Raw genomic sequence first — 13,953 nt, 5'->3', positions numbered from 1 at the left:
TTTCACCGATAAAACACAGAAAATTCTTCAAACTGTCAAATTTCCGGACATTCTACGCCCTGGGCCAATTTCCTCCGTGATTTTGTCGCATACGTCCGCTCGTGACCCGTACATCGGCAGTTCGCCAATCGAATCGAATTTCTATTGCTGGAAAACTACCCGCAAATAGGAAACTTATTTCCGATCGGCCAGATCGAATAGCAAGGCGTTGCGCGCAAACGCCGAGAGGAATTCTCAGCCTTGGCCGTAGGGCTTGGCAGGTGTTATTGCTTAAGAAAGCGAATGGCTTAGATTGTGAGAGATGTTGATTCGTGTCGCAACCGCAGAAGACCATTCAGCGATTTGGTCGATCATTGGGCCCGTTATTCGCGCCGGTGAGACTTATACACTCGACCGGGACATGAGCGATAAAGACGCAATCGCTTATTGGTGCGGGGGTGACAAGGAATCCTTTGTCGCCGTTACCGACGGCCAAATTCTGGGCACATATTACCTGCGGCCAAATCAGCATGGTGGGGGACGTCATGTATGTAATTGTGGCTATATGACGGCCAGCGCTGCGGCCGGCCGGGGAATCGCCCGTCGAATGTGCGAGCATTCACTGAACCACGCGCGGCAGCGGGATTTTCGCGCAATGCAGTTTAACTTCGTCGTATCGACGAACGAACGAGCCATAGGATTGTGGAAGTCCTTAGGATTTACGACGGTCGGCAGACTGCCGCGTGCTTTCGAGCACCCTGTTCACGGGGAAGTTGATGCACTAATTATGCACATAGAACTTTAGCGATCACAATGCTCGAAAGCCTGCGCTTTTCTAAAGGAAAGCTTCTTTTTCGTTCGCAGACGGAGTCGCCTAACGCCGCCACCCGCTCTACCGCCCAGCTTTTGGTTACGCGGAAACCGCCATAACAGCGTATTAGTTCTCAAGCGCTGTTAAGTCGTCTCAAGGTAGCGGGAAAACCACGTCCCCAGATTGGCCTAAGGTCGGAGCGTATCTCGCCCCTTTCGGAAACCGAAAAATGATCGGCAATGTGAAACGTCCGGCGCCGCCCCCGAACCGGTATTCCCACATTGGCCTGCGGCGGCTTTCGAGTGCCGATTTCACCGGCGGCCACCGCTCAAATCAGTCGCGCTGTTCTCCTCCGCCTCCGACGCTGAGAACGTCCGATTTCGGGGAGCGGTTTCGACGGCAGCTACGGCTTAGATGAGGCGCAAAACAGGCCACAGCGGCTCGCCTGACTGTAGGCGTTCTTGTGACGTCGCGCATTGTAGCGCCATGTGGTCCGTTGTGGCATACTGGACCAGCCGCTTGAAACGGATGCATCTAAGTACCTGTTAATGCTACCAAATATACCACAACGGATCGACTCTTAATCAGCGGGTCCTAGGTTCGAGCCCTAGTGCGTCCACCATATTCCAAAGACTTAGTTGGGCAATTTCGCGCTCGCTGCTCCAGTTTGGTTTCCATGGCCTCGTCTGGGGCACCGAATGATGAGCAGGATCGCGATCCATCCCCAAGGCGAAAGCGGGCCGGCCGGCGCCCGCCCAAATGGGCCGACTTGGTTCGTGATTCCCTTGCCGCAGCACAAGGCCGAACGCGAGCAGCTGATCGCCAGCCGCTTTGTGAAGGCGGTTGACCGTTGGGTCGCCAGAGAAAGTGAGCCGACGCTCGCCCCCTTTGACCAACCGAAGCAAACCGAGGAAAACGATCTCGCCTTCATAGTGGAGACCTCGGCCGGAAAATGCAGATGGAGTTGGCAGAGTTCGCGCCGCTTTCCGATTTGCGGCCGCGATTTGCGGATGTCCGACGGTCGCTCCATCCGCGGGAGAAGGCTAAACACGCCAAAGCTCTGATTGTTAGGAAGTCGGCCCACAAAAGTGGTACGCGGCGCTTAGTGGTAATCTACAGCATGGAGCACGGCTTTTGGCCGGACCCGAACACCGTCGAGCGAATGCGCCGGGCATTTCAAGAACGTCCACCCCGCATTGATCGCGTCCATTGGATCAGCATCCATAGCCTCACCGAAGCATCAATCTCGGAGATCTATCCTGGCAAGCCGCATCACCTCGTTGCCAATGCCCATCTTGATGCCGGCCGGATTTTCATCCCTTATCCAATCGAACGCCGCGTCGTAACTGTGCGACATCTAAGCGCTTGCACTCCACAATTCCAGCTAGGTGACAAAGATGTAACCGGTTGCATTGCCCTATGGGTGCAGTTAGACCGGCCCAGAATAAAATCAGGGAAGAGGACAAAAATATGGGCCAACCCGCGCAGGACTATGCAGCACCCAGCGGTCGATCGACCGCCGCCGCGGCCTTTGCGGCGGTCACGGTCCTATTTTTTGCTTGGGGTTTCATCACGTCGATGATCGACCCGCTGGTCGCGGCGGTAAAGGGTATTTTCACCCTGAGTGATGCCGAAGCCCAGCTGTCGGCCTTTGCCTTTTTCATCGCCTATGGCGTCATGTCCTTTCCCGCGGCGGCGCTGATTGCCCGCTTTCATTCGATTCCCTCGATCCTGACTGCGCTGGTGACGATGGTCGCGGGCTGCCTGGTCATGCTGGCGGCAGCCAATCTGGCGATCTATCCGCTCGTCTTGGTGGGCCTGTTCATGCTGGCAAGCGGGATCACGATTTTGCAGGTCGCCGCCAATCCGCTCGCGGCGGCGCTCGGCAATCCCAAATGGAGCCATTTCCGACTGACCCTCAGCCAGACTTTCAACAGTTTTGGTACCTTCCTTGGCCCGTTGATCGGCGCGCACCTGTTTCTCGAAGGCGTCGAGGTCAAGGATGGCGCGACCATTTCCGACAGCGTCCGCGATCAGGCCTTGGCCGGGATCGACGCCGCCTATTTCTGGATCTGCGGCCTGATTGTCGCGCTCATCCTCTTCTTCTGGGTCAGCCGCCGGATCGTCAGCGCCGCGGTTCCCCCCGCACCCACGCGCGAGCGCGCCAACATGGGCGAATTGATCCGCGAGGCCTTTTCATCGCGATGGGGCGTGTTTGGAGCGCTCGCGATCTTCCTTTATGTCGGCGCCGAAGTCGCAATCGGCACGCAAATGGCGCTGTTCCTCAACAGCGACGCCGTCTGGGGGCAGTCGGAGGCGCCCTTTGGCGTTCCGTTGCTGGGCTTTGCGATGGGCAGCGACGGCATTCCTGGCGTCTCGCTGCAAGAGGCCGGCAAGGCGGTCGCCTTTTACTGGGGCGGCGCGATGGTCGGCCGCGCAATCGGTTCGGTGTTGCTCGCGCTCGCGCCAGCTGCGCGTTTGCTCGCCGCCTTTACTGCGGCGGCGTGCGTGCTTTGTCTCTATATCGTCTTTGTCGGCGGCGTGAACGCGGGCTTCGTCGCGCTGTCGATCGGGCTGGTCAATTCCATCATGTTCCCGGTCATTTTCACATTAACCCTTGAACGGTCGAGTGCGCGGGCCGAGGCGACTTCGGGGTTGCTTTGCACGGCGATCATCGGCGGGGCGATCATTCCCGTGCTCGTTGGCAGTCTGTCCGACGCGATGGGCTATGCGGCCGCCTTTGCCCTGCCCGCGCTATGCTATGCCCTTCTCAGCATTTTCGCCTTCGCGGCCGGTCGCGCGCCGGTCAAGGCGGCGGCGTCGGTCGTTTCGGTACACTAATGCGCGGCCTTGCCCGTCTCGGCGGCGTTATGCTCGCTGTCCTTGCAGCTTCACCTGCGGCGGCACGCGACGACGTGACGCACGAAGTCTGTTCGCCCGATACGCGCACCTGCTTTGCGCTGACGACGGTGGGCGAGATACCGACGTATCGCGTCACGCGCGACGGCAAGCCGATCATCGCGCCATCGCGGCTGGGTTTCATGCTGCGCGGGCATGGCAAGTTCGAACATGCAACAGCGCTCGGCAAAGCGAGCTATTCCGAGACCGACAAGCGCTGGGAACAGCCGTGGGGCGAGAATCGCTGGGTCCGCGACCATTACCGGGAAATGCGGGTTCCGATTACCGAACTGATCGGGGGCAAGCGCCGGATTGACCTGATCGCCCGGGTGTTCGACACCGGGGTCGGCTTTCGCTTTGCCTTCCCCGACCAGGCCCAGCTCCGCGACGTCCAGATCGATGAAGAGCTCACCGAGTTCAACATCGCGGGTACGGCCGAAGCATGGTGGATTCCGGCGGGCGAGTGGAACCGTTACGAATATCTCTATAACCATACCCCCGCGAACCAGGTCGGCACTGCGCATTCGCCGATCACCTTTCGCCGCGACGATGGCCTGCATATCGCGATCCACGAGGCGGCGCTGGTCGATTATGCCAGCTTCTGGCTGCAGCGGATCGACGGTCAGCGTTTTCGCACCCGCCTTTCCCCATCGTCCCAGCCAGCAAAGGTGCGCCGCGCCGCGCCGTTCGAAACGCCGTGGCGGACAATCCTGATCGCCGACGACGCGCCGCGTCTTTATGCCGCGTCGGACATGATCCTCAGCCTTAACGAACCCAACAAGCTGGGCGACGTCAGCTGGGTGAAACCGCTCAAATATATCGGCATCTGGTGGGCCATGCACCTTGACCAGGCCAGTTGGCACAGCGGACCGAAACATGGCGCGACGACCGAAAACACCCTGAAATATATCGACTTCGCGGCCAAGCATGGCTTCGACGCGGTGCTGGTCGAGGGGTGGAATATCGGCTGGGACGGCAACTGGATCGGCGATCACGGGCGCAACTTCAACTTTGCTGCGGCCTATCCCGATTTCGACATGGACCGGGTCGCCGCCCATGCGCGCAAAAAGGGCGTCGCCATCATGGGGCACCACGAAACGGCCGGAAATTCCGGTCGTTATGCCGCCCAGATGGATGCTGCGTTCGATTATTATGCGCGCTACGGCATACCCTCGGTCAAGACGGGCTATGTCGCCGACGCCGGCGGTGTGCTGCACCAGGACAATGACGGCGAGGAGATCTGGGATTGGCACGACGGCCAGTATCAGGTTCGCCATCATCAGGCGGTCGCCGAAGCTGCGGCGAAACGCCGCATGTCGGTGAACGTGCACGAGCCGGTCAAGGATACCGGACTGCGACGAACCTGGCCCAATATGGTCAGCCGCGAGGGCGCGCGGGGGATGGAATATCAGGCGTGGGGCGACCCGCCCAACCCGCCAGAGCATGAAGCCAATCTGGCCTTTACCCGGATGCTGTCGGGCCCAATGGATTACACGCCCGGGATTGTCAGCCTGACCGGCAAGGGCGGGCGACGAATTCCATCGACGCTCGCGAAGCAGCTCGCCAACTATGTGGTGATCTATAGCCCGGTCCAGATGGCCGCCGACCTCCCCGAACATTACGAAGCACGGCCGGCGGCGTTCGATTTCATCAAGCGCGTCCCCGCGGACTGGGAGGTAACGCGCGTGCTTGGCGGCGCAATCGGCGATTATGCCGTCTTTGCGCGGCAGCGACGTGGCGGCGGCGACTGGTATGTCGGCGGCGTGACGGACGAAACGGCCCGCGGCGTAACGGTCGATTTCGCTTTCCTGCCCGCAGGCAAGCGTTATTCAGCGACGATCTGGCGCGACGGTCCCCAAGGCGGCATCGACGGCGATCCGTTTGCGATGACCATCGAGACCAAGGCGGTGACCGCAGCGACGAAATGGCCGATCCGCATGGCGGCAGGCGGCGGTTTCGCCATTGCGATAAGTCCGGCGCGCTAGGTCGCGCGGCACAGGGAGAACTCATGGCCGGACTGTCGATCGAGAACGCACGCAAGAGTTTCGGCGAAACTCAGGTGCTGCACGGCGTATCGATCGACGTGGCCGACGGCGAGTTCGCGGTGATCGTTGGCCCGTCCGGCTGCGGCAAATCGACGCTGTTGCGGGCGGTAGCGGGTCTGGAAGCATTGACCGAGGGGCGCATCGTCATTGGCGGCCGGGACGTCACCGACCTGCCACCGTCGGCGCGCGGTATCGCGATGGTCTTTCAAAGCTATGCGCTTTACCCGCACCTGACCGTCTACGAAAATATGGCGTTCGCGCTGCGCATCGCAAAGGTCGATAAGAGCGCGATTGATGTTGCGGTGCGCGGCGCGGCCGCGATCCTGAACATCGAGGGCTTGCTCGAACGCAAGCCTGCGGCGCTTTCGGGCGGCCAACGTCAGCGCGTCGCGATTGGCCGCGCGATTGTCCGCCAGCCGCAGATTTTCCTGTTCGACGAACCGCTCTCCAATCTGGACGCCGACCTTCGCGTCCGGATGCGCTACGAGTTCGCGGCGCTGCACAAGACATTGGGCACCACCACGCTGTACGTCACCCACGACCAGGTGGAAGCGATGACGCTCGCCGACCGCATCATCGTGCTGCGTGACGGGATCATCGAACAGGTCGGCACCCCACGTGAAATTTATGCGCAACCCGCAAACATCTTTGTCGCCCAATTTCTGGGAACGCCGCGCATGAACATCATTCCGGCGGTGCTCACAGACCACCGGCAGGCCCGGTTGGACAATGGCCGGGAGATCAAGCTGCCAGCAATGGCGGACACGCTGGCACCAGGTGCCAGGGTGTCGGTCGGCATCCGGCCGGAAGACGTCCGGATTGGCGCAGCACCCGATGCGCTGCCGTTTACAATCCGCTTTGTCGAACGGCTTGGCGGGTTGGCAACCGTGCATCTGCAAGCCGATGGCGAGCCGATCGCCTGCCAGTTGCGCGATGACATCCACCTCATCGAAGGTCAAACGGTGGCGGTTCAATTGCCGTCCGACCGCCTGCACCTGTTCGACGCCCACGGCGCCGCGCTAGCCCGCGAAGCGCGCAAATGACCTTGCATTTTGCAACTGTAACCGGTTACTCTCATGCCGTTTCCGCGCCCGGCTGTCCGAATATCAAAGGCGTCGCACCGCCAACCCGGCGCCATCGGAACTTGAGGGGGCGAACAGCATGGCAACGTTAAGGGACGTCGCCCGCGAGGCGGGGGTTTCTGTCGCCACGGCATCGCGCGCCATCAACGACCACAGCAATGTGACCGGCCCGACGAAGGACGCCGTGCTCGCGGCAGTCAAGAAGCTCAATTTCGTTCCGCACAGCGGCGCGCGCAGCCTGACCCGGCGCAAGACCGACACCGTCGGGGTCATCCTGCCCGACCTGTTTGGCGAGTTTTTCTCCGAGATCATCCGCGGCATCGACCTGGTGGCGCATGAATCGGGGATGCATCTGCTGCTTGGCAACATGCACGGCAGCCCCCATGAAACCGCGGCCGCGATCGCCGCGATGCGCGGCCGCGTCGACGGACTGCTGGTCATGCCGCCCGATGTGAAGCCCGAACTGCTGTCGGGCTATCTCGACCCCGCGCTTCCGACTGTCCTGCTCAACTATGATGCTGACTCGCTCGACCTCCCCTTCGTCGCGGTCGATAATTATCGCGGCGCCTATGCAATGACCGAGGCGCTGTTGGCGCGTGGCGCGAAACAAGTCGTGCATATCGCCGGTCCCAGGCATAATCGCGACGCGCGCGACCGCCAGCGTGGTTTTGTCGATGCGATGACCAAGATCGCGAAGATAAAGAGCCCCGCCATTCTTCCCGGCGACTTTTCCGAGGAAAGCGGCGCGCAGGCGGGGCGCCTGCTGGTGCAGGGTCGACTTCCGGCCGACGCAGTCTTTGCTGCCAATGACCAGATGGCGGTCGGACTGATCGCCGAACTGGCGGCATCAGGCTTGTCGGTCCCCGGCGACATCATGGTCGCGGGCTTCGATGACATCCCCCTCGCCCGCCACCTCAATCCGTCGCTCTCGACGATGCAGGTGAATATCGACCGCCTTGGTTCGACGGCGATGATGATGTTGCTGCGCATCCTGCGCGGCGAGTCATTGGCCGCGGCGAGCGGAACCATCCTCACCCCGACGCTGGTAGCCCGCGGTACCACCGGCGGTGCATTGGGCAGTACGACTGTAGACAAAGCGCCGGTGCGCGGCGCGCGCGCATGATCGGTGGCGGCGCCCGATGCAGGTGACGCGGCGCCGAATGACGGGCGCGCTTGCGGCGCTGCCCCTGCTGCCGATGCTCGGCGGATGCGGCGCTCGCAGTGCCGACGGGCTGACGATCTGGGCAATGGGCAATGAAGCTGCAAATTTGCCCGCACTGTTGAAAAGTCTCGAACTTCCTGCCGGGTTGCCGAAAGTGACGGTGCAGCCACTGCCCTGGACGGCGGCGCATGAGAAACTGCTTACGGGTTTTGCCGGAAACGCGCTGCCCGCGATCGGCCAGGTCGGCAACAGCTGGATCGCCGAAATGGCGGCGATTGGGGCGATCGCGCCCGTCCCGGCATCGGCAGAGCGCTTGCTGGACGACCAGTTCGCCGCCGTCGCCGACACGAACCGCATCGCCGGCCGGACCTGGGCGATCCCCTGGTATGTCGACACGCGGCTGCAATTCTACCGCAAGGACATGTTCGCGCGCGTCGGCTACGCCGCACCGCCGCTCGACTGGGATGGGTGGAAGGCTGCTCTGCACAAGGTCAAGGCGGTCGCGGGCGACGGCAATTATGCCGTGCTGCTGCCGGTCAACGAATTCGAACAATTGCTCACCATCGCACTGTCGGCCGGGGCGCGACTGCTGCGCGACGAGGGCGGCCGCGGGGCTTTCACCGATCCCGAATTCAAGGCGGCGCTCGCCTTCTACAAATCGCTGTTCGACGAACAGCTTGCGCCGCTTGCCTCGGCAACACAGATTTCGAATATCTGGAACGAGTTTGCCCGCGGTTTTTTCAGCATCTTTACTTCGGGTCCGTGGACGATCGGCGACATGAAAAGCCGGCTGCCCGCGGCCATGCACGGCCAATGGGGCACTGCGCCAAACCCCGGCCCCACCGGCATCGGGTCGGCGGCGCCGGGCGGGTCGAGCCTGGTCGTTTTTTCCAGCACCGAAAATCCGGAGGCGGCTTGGGATCTTATCTCCCGCCTGCTCGCACCCTCGGCGCAACTCAATTTTCAGCGGCTGACCGGAAATTTGCCCGCGCGGCGTTCGGTGTGGCGCGAGGCAGGGCTGGTCAGCGACCCTGTCGTCGCGCCATTCGCCACGCAGCTCGATCGCGCGACGGCGCTGCCAAAAATACCGGAATGGGAACGTGTCGTCACCGAAATGCAGGTCGTCGCCGAACGCATGGTGCGCGGACAATATAGCGTCGATGAAGCGGCCGCGGAGATCGACCGCCGCGCCAATCGCCTTCTCGAAAAGCGGCGCTGGATGCTGGACAAGGGACTCGCCCTATGAGCGCCGCGCTTCGCGTGCGCGAGGCCCGCGCGGGCTGGGCGATGTCGTCGCCCGCGCTCGCCGCGATCACCCTGTTCTTTGTGTTTCCGGCGATCGCGTCGCTTTTTCTCAGCTTCACCGACTTCGACATCTATGCGCTCGCCAACCTCGACAATCTGCGCTTCGTCGGCTTCCAGAATTATGCGCGTTTGGTCGACAATCCGCTGTTCTGGAAGGCGATGACGAACACCTTGCTGTTCGTGGTGGTCGGGACACCCTTTATCGTCGCACTGTCGCTGTTTGCGGCGATGCTGGTCAATTCGCGCTGGCTGATGTGGCGCCCTGTCTGGCGCGTCGCGCTTTTTGCGCCCTATGTGACGACGCTCGTCGCGACCGCAGTCGTCTGGCGCTACCTGCTTCACACCCGCTATGGCCTGGTCAATTACCTGCTGTCGCTGGTCGGGGTTCCGCCAATCGACTGGCTCGGCAGCCCGACCGCATCGCTGCCCGCGATCCTGATCTTCGTCGGATGGAAGACCTTTGGCTACAACATGATCATCTTCCTCGCTGCGCTGCAGACCGTGCCGCGTGAGCTGGACGAGGCAGCGCGCATCGACGGCGCGGGCTGGTGGACACGCCTGCGCCACGTCACCCTGCCCGCACTTGCGCCAACGGCGCTGCTGGTATCGGTGTTAACCGTCGCGGGCATGTTCCAGCTATTCGCCGAGCCCTATGTGATGACGCAGGGCGGTCCGGCCCAATCGACCACGACCGTCCTCTATTTCATGTATGAGGAAGGGTTCAAATGGTGGAATCTGGGGTCGGGTGCGGCGGTCGCGTTCCTGTTGTTCCTGTGCATCCTCGCAGTGACGCTGGTGCAACTGCGACTGGCCAAGCGCGGGGGGGCGATATGAGCGCGCGCCGCTGGACGGTCACCTTGCTGGCGGCGCTGGTCGCGCTGCTCACGACCGCACCCTTGCTGTGGATGCTATCGGTGAGCTTCATGGCGCCGGGCGAAGCGGCGCAGTTCCCGCCGCCGCTGTTGCCGGCCGATCCCAGCCTGGAAAATTACCGCACGCTGTTCGGCAGCTTTGGCATCGGGCGCTTCCTCGCCAATAGCATCCTCGTCTCGACGCTCGCGACGGTCCTCGCGCTCATGTTCACGATCCCGGCGGGTTACGCCTTTGCCAAGCTGCGCTTCACCGGCCGCGATGCGATCTTCCGCCTGCTCGTGGCCGCGCTCGTCGTGCCTGGCCAGATCGGAATGCTGCCGTTGTTCCTGGAACTCAAAGCGATGGGTCTGGTGAACAGCTACGCCGGTGCGCTGGTGCCTTGGCTCGCGGGCATCTTCGGCATCTTCCTCGTCCGGCAGTATTGCCTGTCGATCCCCGACGAAATGCTCGAAGCGGCACGCATCGACGGGGCGAGCGAAGGACAGATATTGCGGCGTATCGTACTGCCGATCCTGACCCCGATCATCGTCACGCTGGCGCTATTCGTCTTTTTGGGCAGCTGGAACGACTTCATGTGGCCGCTTATCATCCTCGCCGACCAACAGCTTTACACGCTACCCGTCGCACTTGCCGCGATGAGCCGCGAGCATGTGCAGGACAATGAGCTGATGATGGCGGGGGCGGTCGTCACGACGCTGCCCGTGCTGATCCTCTTTCTCGCGCTCCAGCGCTTCTATCTGAGCGGCCTGCTGACCGGGAGCGTCAAAGGATGATATTTTCAACCAAGGACAATCGCATGAGATATTGGACCGCAGCGTTGCTGGGCCTCGCCCTTGCCGCCGCCCCCGCCACTGCAAGGACCAAAATGCCCCCGATGGTCGAAGGACAGACGCCCCAGCAAGCGATCGAGCCCGGCAATTATCCGTATCAGCTGTTCCTGCCCAAGGGCTATCTGACCGACAAGGACAAGGCGTATCCGCTGCTGGTCTTCCTCCACGGTTCGGGGGAGCGCGGCGACGATGTCGCCAAGGTCAAGGTCCACGGCCCGCCGAAGATCGCCGACCGCGATCCGGCTTTCCCGTTTCTCACTGTCTCACCGCTGCTCGGCGCCGATCAGGATTGGGAGATCGACAGGCTCGACAGGCTGGTCGACCATATCTCCAAGACGTATCGCATCGATCAGGCACGGATCTATCTCACCGGACTCAGCCGCGGCGGCCATGCCAGCTGGCGCTGGGCGATTGCCCAGCCACGGCGCTTTGCCGCAGTAGCCCCCGTCGCCGGCCGTGGTGATCCGGGCGGCGCGTGTCGGCTCATGGACCTGCCCGTCTGGACCTTTCACGGCGACCGCGACGATGTCGTGACGCCGGAAGGGAGCTTCAACATGGCGCGCGCCATCCGCGCGTGCGGCGGCCGCAAGGTTCGCCTGACCATCTATCCCGATCTCGGCCATAACGCCTGGGATCCGGCCTATGACGATCCAGCGCTTTACGCCTGGCTGCTCGAACATCGCCTTCCCACTCCCGTGCCTACCAAGGACAAGAAATGACGCAGACTGTTTTCCCCGACAATTTCCTGTGGGGCGCCGCCACCGCTGCCTATCAGATCGAGGGTTCGCCGCTCGCCGACGGGGCGGGCGCCAGCATTTGGCAGCGGTTCAGCCACGATCCGCGGTTGATGGCGGTCAAGGGCGACACGGGCGATATCGCCTGCGACCATTATAACCGCATGCCTGCCGACGTCGCGCTGATGAAGGAGCTCGGGCTCAAAGCCTATCGCTTCAGCGTCAACTGGGGCCGCATATTGCCCGAGGGGATCGGGCGAGTGAACGAACCCGGCCTCGATTTTTACGAGCGGCTGGTCGACGAATTGCTGAAGCACGACATCGAGCCGCTGCTGACGCTCCATCACTGGGACCTGCCCGCGGCGCTCGACGACAGGGGCGGCTGGCTGAACCGCGACAGCGCCGACTGGTTCGCCGAATATGGATCGGTGATGTATCGCCGCCTCGATGGCCGCGTGAAGAAATGGGTGACGCTGAACGAACCATGGGTGATCACCGACGGCGGGTACCTTCACGGCGCCCTCGCACCCGGTCACCGCAACCTGTTTGAAACCCCGATCGCCAGCCACAATCTGATGCGCGCGCACGGCCGCGCAGTGCAGGCCTATCGCAGCCAGGGCGCGCACGAAATCGGCCTGGTTGTGAACATCGAACCCAAATATCCAGCCAGCGACAGCGCCGAGGATGTCGCCGCAACGGCGCGCGCGCACGCCTATATGAATCGCCAATATCTCGACCCGGCGCTGAAGGGCAGCTATCCCGCCGAACTCGCCGACATATTTGGCGAGGCATGGCCCGACTGGTCGGCAGACGATCTCAAGGACATCTGCCAGCCGGTGGATTTCATCGGCATCAATTATTACACGCGAAATGTCGTCAAAGCCGATCCGAACCAGTGGCCGCTCGGCGCGTCGCCGGTAAAGCAGGTCGCGACGCATACGACGACCGACTGGGAGGTCTATCCCCCTGCCCTCACCGATACGCTGGTCTGGTTCCGTGACACTTATGGCGACATCCCGGTCTATATCACCGAAAATGGCGCCGCGTTTTACGATCCCCCTACCGCGGGGCCGGATGGCATCGACGACCCGCTGCGCTGCGATTATCTGCGCACACATATTGCAGCGATCGGTGACGCCATTGCAAAAGGCGTCGACGTGCGCGGCTATATGGCCTGGTCGCTGCTCGACAATCTCGAATGGTCACTTGGTTTTTCGAAACGCTTCGGCATCGTCCATGTCGATTATGGGACACAGGTCCGCACGCCGAAGCGCAGTGCACGTTTCTACAGCAGTGTGATCGCGGCGAACGGCGGCAATCTCGGATGAGATTCCTGTTAGTCCTGCTGGCGACGTTGCTCGCGCTGCCTGTGGCGGCGAAGGAACGCGCCGACCGCTACAGCGCGATGACGTACAATATCCGGCTCGACATCGCGTCCGACGGCGACAATGGGTGGCCGCACCGGCGCGGCGCGCTGACCGGTCTGGTCGCCTATTACGCGCCCGATCTGGCGGGCTTGCAAGAGGTGTTGCTCCACCAGAAACGGGAGATTGAGTCCGATTTGCCGGGCTATACGTTTGTCGGCGCGGCGCGCGACGACGGGAAGGACAAGGGCGAATTTTCACCGCTCGGTTTCCGCCGCGACCGCTTCGCGCTCGTCGCATCGGGTACCTTCTGGCTATCGCCCACACCCGACATGCCAAGCAAGGGCTGGGACGCCGCCCTGCCGCGCATCGCGAGCTGGGCGCGCCTCAAGGACAAGGGTTCGCGCCGGACGCTGCTCGCCGTCAATACGCATTTCGACCATGTCGGGACCGCGGCGCGCGTTGAAAGCGCGCGGCAGCTCCGCCGCTGGATCGGCGCGAACCGCAAGCGCGGTGAAGCGGTGGTGCTTATGGGCGACTTCAACACTATGGCCGACGGCCCTGCTTATGCGGCGATTATCGAGACCGGCGTGGACGCGCTCCATGACACGCTGACAATCAGCCGTACCCCGCATTTCGGGCCGCTCGGCACTTTTACCGGCTTCAAGATAGACGAACTCGCAGTCAGCCCGATCGACCATATTTTCGTGAGCGACGGCGTGGCGGTGCTTCGTCACGCTACGCTGACGCAGCATACGGGCGGCAAGCTGCCGTCCGATCATTATCCGGTGCTGGCCGACCTGTGCGTCGGGAAAGCGTGCTAACGCCCTGTCCAAATTTGTCATCCCGGCGAAGGCCGGGATCTCGCCG

At 62.3% G+C, this 13,953-nt stretch carries 12 protein-coding genes and 1 tRNA gene; all 13 read left to right on the top strand.

Features of this window, described 5'->3' with window-relative positions:
* Positions 1 to 301 precede the first annotated feature (301 nt).
* On the top strand, positions 302 to 784 hold the full coding sequence (locus B4F07_RS02850) for a GNAT family N-acetyltransferase (RefSeq protein ID WP_293699971.1): 483 nt from the start codon (positions 302 to 304) through the stop codon (positions 782 to 784).
* A 532-nt stretch (positions 785 to 1,316) separates the two neighbouring features.
* Positions 1,317 to 1,412, top strand: a tRNA-Lys gene (locus B4F07_RS02845).
* Positions 1,413 to 1,488: 76 nt separating this feature from the next.
* The gene (locus tag B4F07_RS02840; protein WP_293699972.1) at positions 1,489 to 1,854 is read left to right on the top strand and encodes a hypothetical protein; all 366 of its coding nucleotides are present in this window, start codon (positions 1,489 to 1,491) and stop codon (positions 1,852 to 1,854) included.
* A gap of 406 nt (positions 1,855 to 2,260) precedes the next feature.
* Positions 2,261 to 3,631 (top strand): MFS transporter, encoded by a 1,371-nt coding sequence (locus B4F07_RS02835; protein WP_293699973.1) that lies wholly within the window; start codon positions 2,261 to 2,263, stop codon positions 3,629 to 3,631.
* 29 nt (positions 3,632 to 3,660) lie between these two features.
* Complete coding sequence (locus B4F07_RS02830) at positions 3,661 to 5,673, top strand: glycoside hydrolase family 97 protein (RefSeq protein ID WP_293699974.1); 2,013 nt, start codon at positions 3,661 to 3,663, stop codon at positions 5,671 to 5,673.
* A gap of 23 nt (positions 5,674 to 5,696) precedes the next feature.
* Positions 5,697 to 6,776 (top strand): ABC transporter ATP-binding protein, encoded by a 1,080-nt coding sequence (locus tag B4F07_RS02825; protein WP_293699975.1) that lies wholly within the window; start codon positions 5,697 to 5,699, stop codon positions 6,774 to 6,776.
* 118 nt (positions 6,777 to 6,894) lie between these two features.
* Positions 6,895 to 7,938, top strand: coding sequence for a LacI family DNA-binding transcriptional regulator (locus B4F07_RS02820; RefSeq protein WP_293699977.1), 1,044 nt, complete (start codon positions 6,895 to 6,897; stop codon positions 7,936 to 7,938).
* Positions 7,939 to 7,975: 37 nt separating this feature from the next.
* Positions 7,976 to 9,223: an extracellular solute-binding protein gene (locus B4F07_RS02815; RefSeq protein ID WP_293699979.1), complete on the top strand. Its 1,248-nt coding sequence runs from the start codon at positions 7,976 to 7,978 to the stop codon at positions 9,221 to 9,223.
* Positions 9,220 to 10,116, top strand: coding sequence for a carbohydrate ABC transporter permease (locus B4F07_RS02810; protein WP_293699981.1), 897 nt, complete (start codon positions 9,220 to 9,222; stop codon positions 10,114 to 10,116). Before B4F07_RS02815 ends, B4F07_RS02810 begins: the two co-directional genes overlap by 4 nt.
* Positions 10,113 to 10,928 (top strand): carbohydrate ABC transporter permease, encoded by an 816-nt coding sequence (locus B4F07_RS02805; RefSeq protein WP_293699983.1) that lies wholly within the window; start codon positions 10,113 to 10,115, stop codon positions 10,926 to 10,928. Before B4F07_RS02810 ends, B4F07_RS02805 begins: the two co-directional genes overlap by 4 nt.
* A 23-nt stretch (positions 10,929 to 10,951) precedes the next feature.
* Positions 10,952 to 11,704 carry a hypothetical protein gene (locus B4F07_RS02800; RefSeq protein WP_293699985.1) on the top strand — a complete coding sequence of 251 codons (753 nt, stop codon included), beginning with the start codon at positions 10,952 to 10,954 and terminating at the stop codon, positions 11,702 to 11,704.
* Positions 11,701 to 13,047, top strand: a complete 1,347-nt coding sequence (locus B4F07_RS02795) for a GH1 family beta-glucosidase (RefSeq protein ID WP_293699987.1) — start codon at positions 11,701 to 11,703, stop codon at positions 13,045 to 13,047. The genes B4F07_RS02800 and B4F07_RS02795 overlap by 4 nt, the downstream gene beginning before the upstream one ends.
* On the top strand, positions 13,044 to 13,907 hold the full coding sequence (locus tag B4F07_RS02790; protein ID WP_293699989.1) for an endonuclease/exonuclease/phosphatase family protein: 864 nt from the start codon (positions 13,044 to 13,046) through the stop codon (positions 13,905 to 13,907). The genes B4F07_RS02795 and B4F07_RS02790 overlap by 4 nt, the downstream gene beginning before the upstream one ends.
* Positions 13,908 to 13,953 lie beyond the last annotated feature (46 nt).

The sequence above is a fragment of the Sphingopyxis sp. UBA6723 genome (assembly GCF_002454115.1).
Taxonomy (GTDB): domain Bacteria; phylum Pseudomonadota; class Alphaproteobacteria; order Sphingomonadales; family Sphingomonadaceae; genus Sphingopyxis.
This window is presented reverse-complemented; position numbering and strand designations above follow the sequence as displayed.

Excerpts from the sequence above, each read along its gene's own strand:
- B4F07_RS02850 (WP_293699971.1), top strand. The coding sequence starts at position 302 with ATGTTGATTCGTGTCGCAACCGCAGAAGACCATTCAGCGATTTGGTCG.
- B4F07_RS02840 (WP_293699972.1), top strand. The coding sequence starts at position 1,489 with ATGATGAGCAGGATCGCGATCCATCCCCAAGGCGAAAGCGGGCCGGCC.
- B4F07_RS02835 (WP_293699973.1), top strand. The coding sequence starts at position 2,261 with ATGGGCCAACCCGCGCAGGACTATGCAGCACCCAGCGGTCGATCGACC.
- B4F07_RS02830 (WP_293699974.1), top strand. The coding sequence starts at position 3,661 with ATGCTCGCTGTCCTTGCAGCTTCACCTGCGGCGGCACGCGACGACGTG.
- B4F07_RS02825 (WP_293699975.1), top strand. The coding sequence starts at position 5,697 with ATGGCCGGACTGTCGATCGAGAACGCACGCAAGAGTTTCGGCGAAACT.
- B4F07_RS02820 (WP_293699977.1), top strand. The coding sequence starts at position 6,895 with ATGGCAACGTTAAGGGACGTCGCCCGCGAGGCGGGGGTTTCTGTCGCC.
- B4F07_RS02815 (WP_293699979.1), top strand. The coding sequence starts at position 7,976 with ATGACGGGCGCGCTTGCGGCGCTGCCCCTGCTGCCGATGCTCGGCGGA.
- B4F07_RS02810 (WP_293699981.1), top strand. The coding sequence starts at position 9,220 with ATGAGCGCCGCGCTTCGCGTGCGCGAGGCCCGCGCGGGCTGGGCGATG.
- B4F07_RS02805 (WP_293699983.1), top strand. The coding sequence starts at position 10,113 with ATGAGCGCGCGCCGCTGGACGGTCACCTTGCTGGCGGCGCTGGTCGCG.
- B4F07_RS02800 (WP_293699985.1), top strand. The coding sequence starts at position 10,952 with ATGAGATATTGGACCGCAGCGTTGCTGGGCCTCGCCCTTGCCGCCGCC.
- B4F07_RS02795 (WP_293699987.1), top strand. The coding sequence starts at position 11,701 with ATGACGCAGACTGTTTTCCCCGACAATTTCCTGTGGGGCGCCGCCACC.
- B4F07_RS02790 (WP_293699989.1), top strand. The coding sequence starts at position 13,044 with ATGAGATTCCTGTTAGTCCTGCTGGCGACGTTGCTCGCGCTGCCTGTG.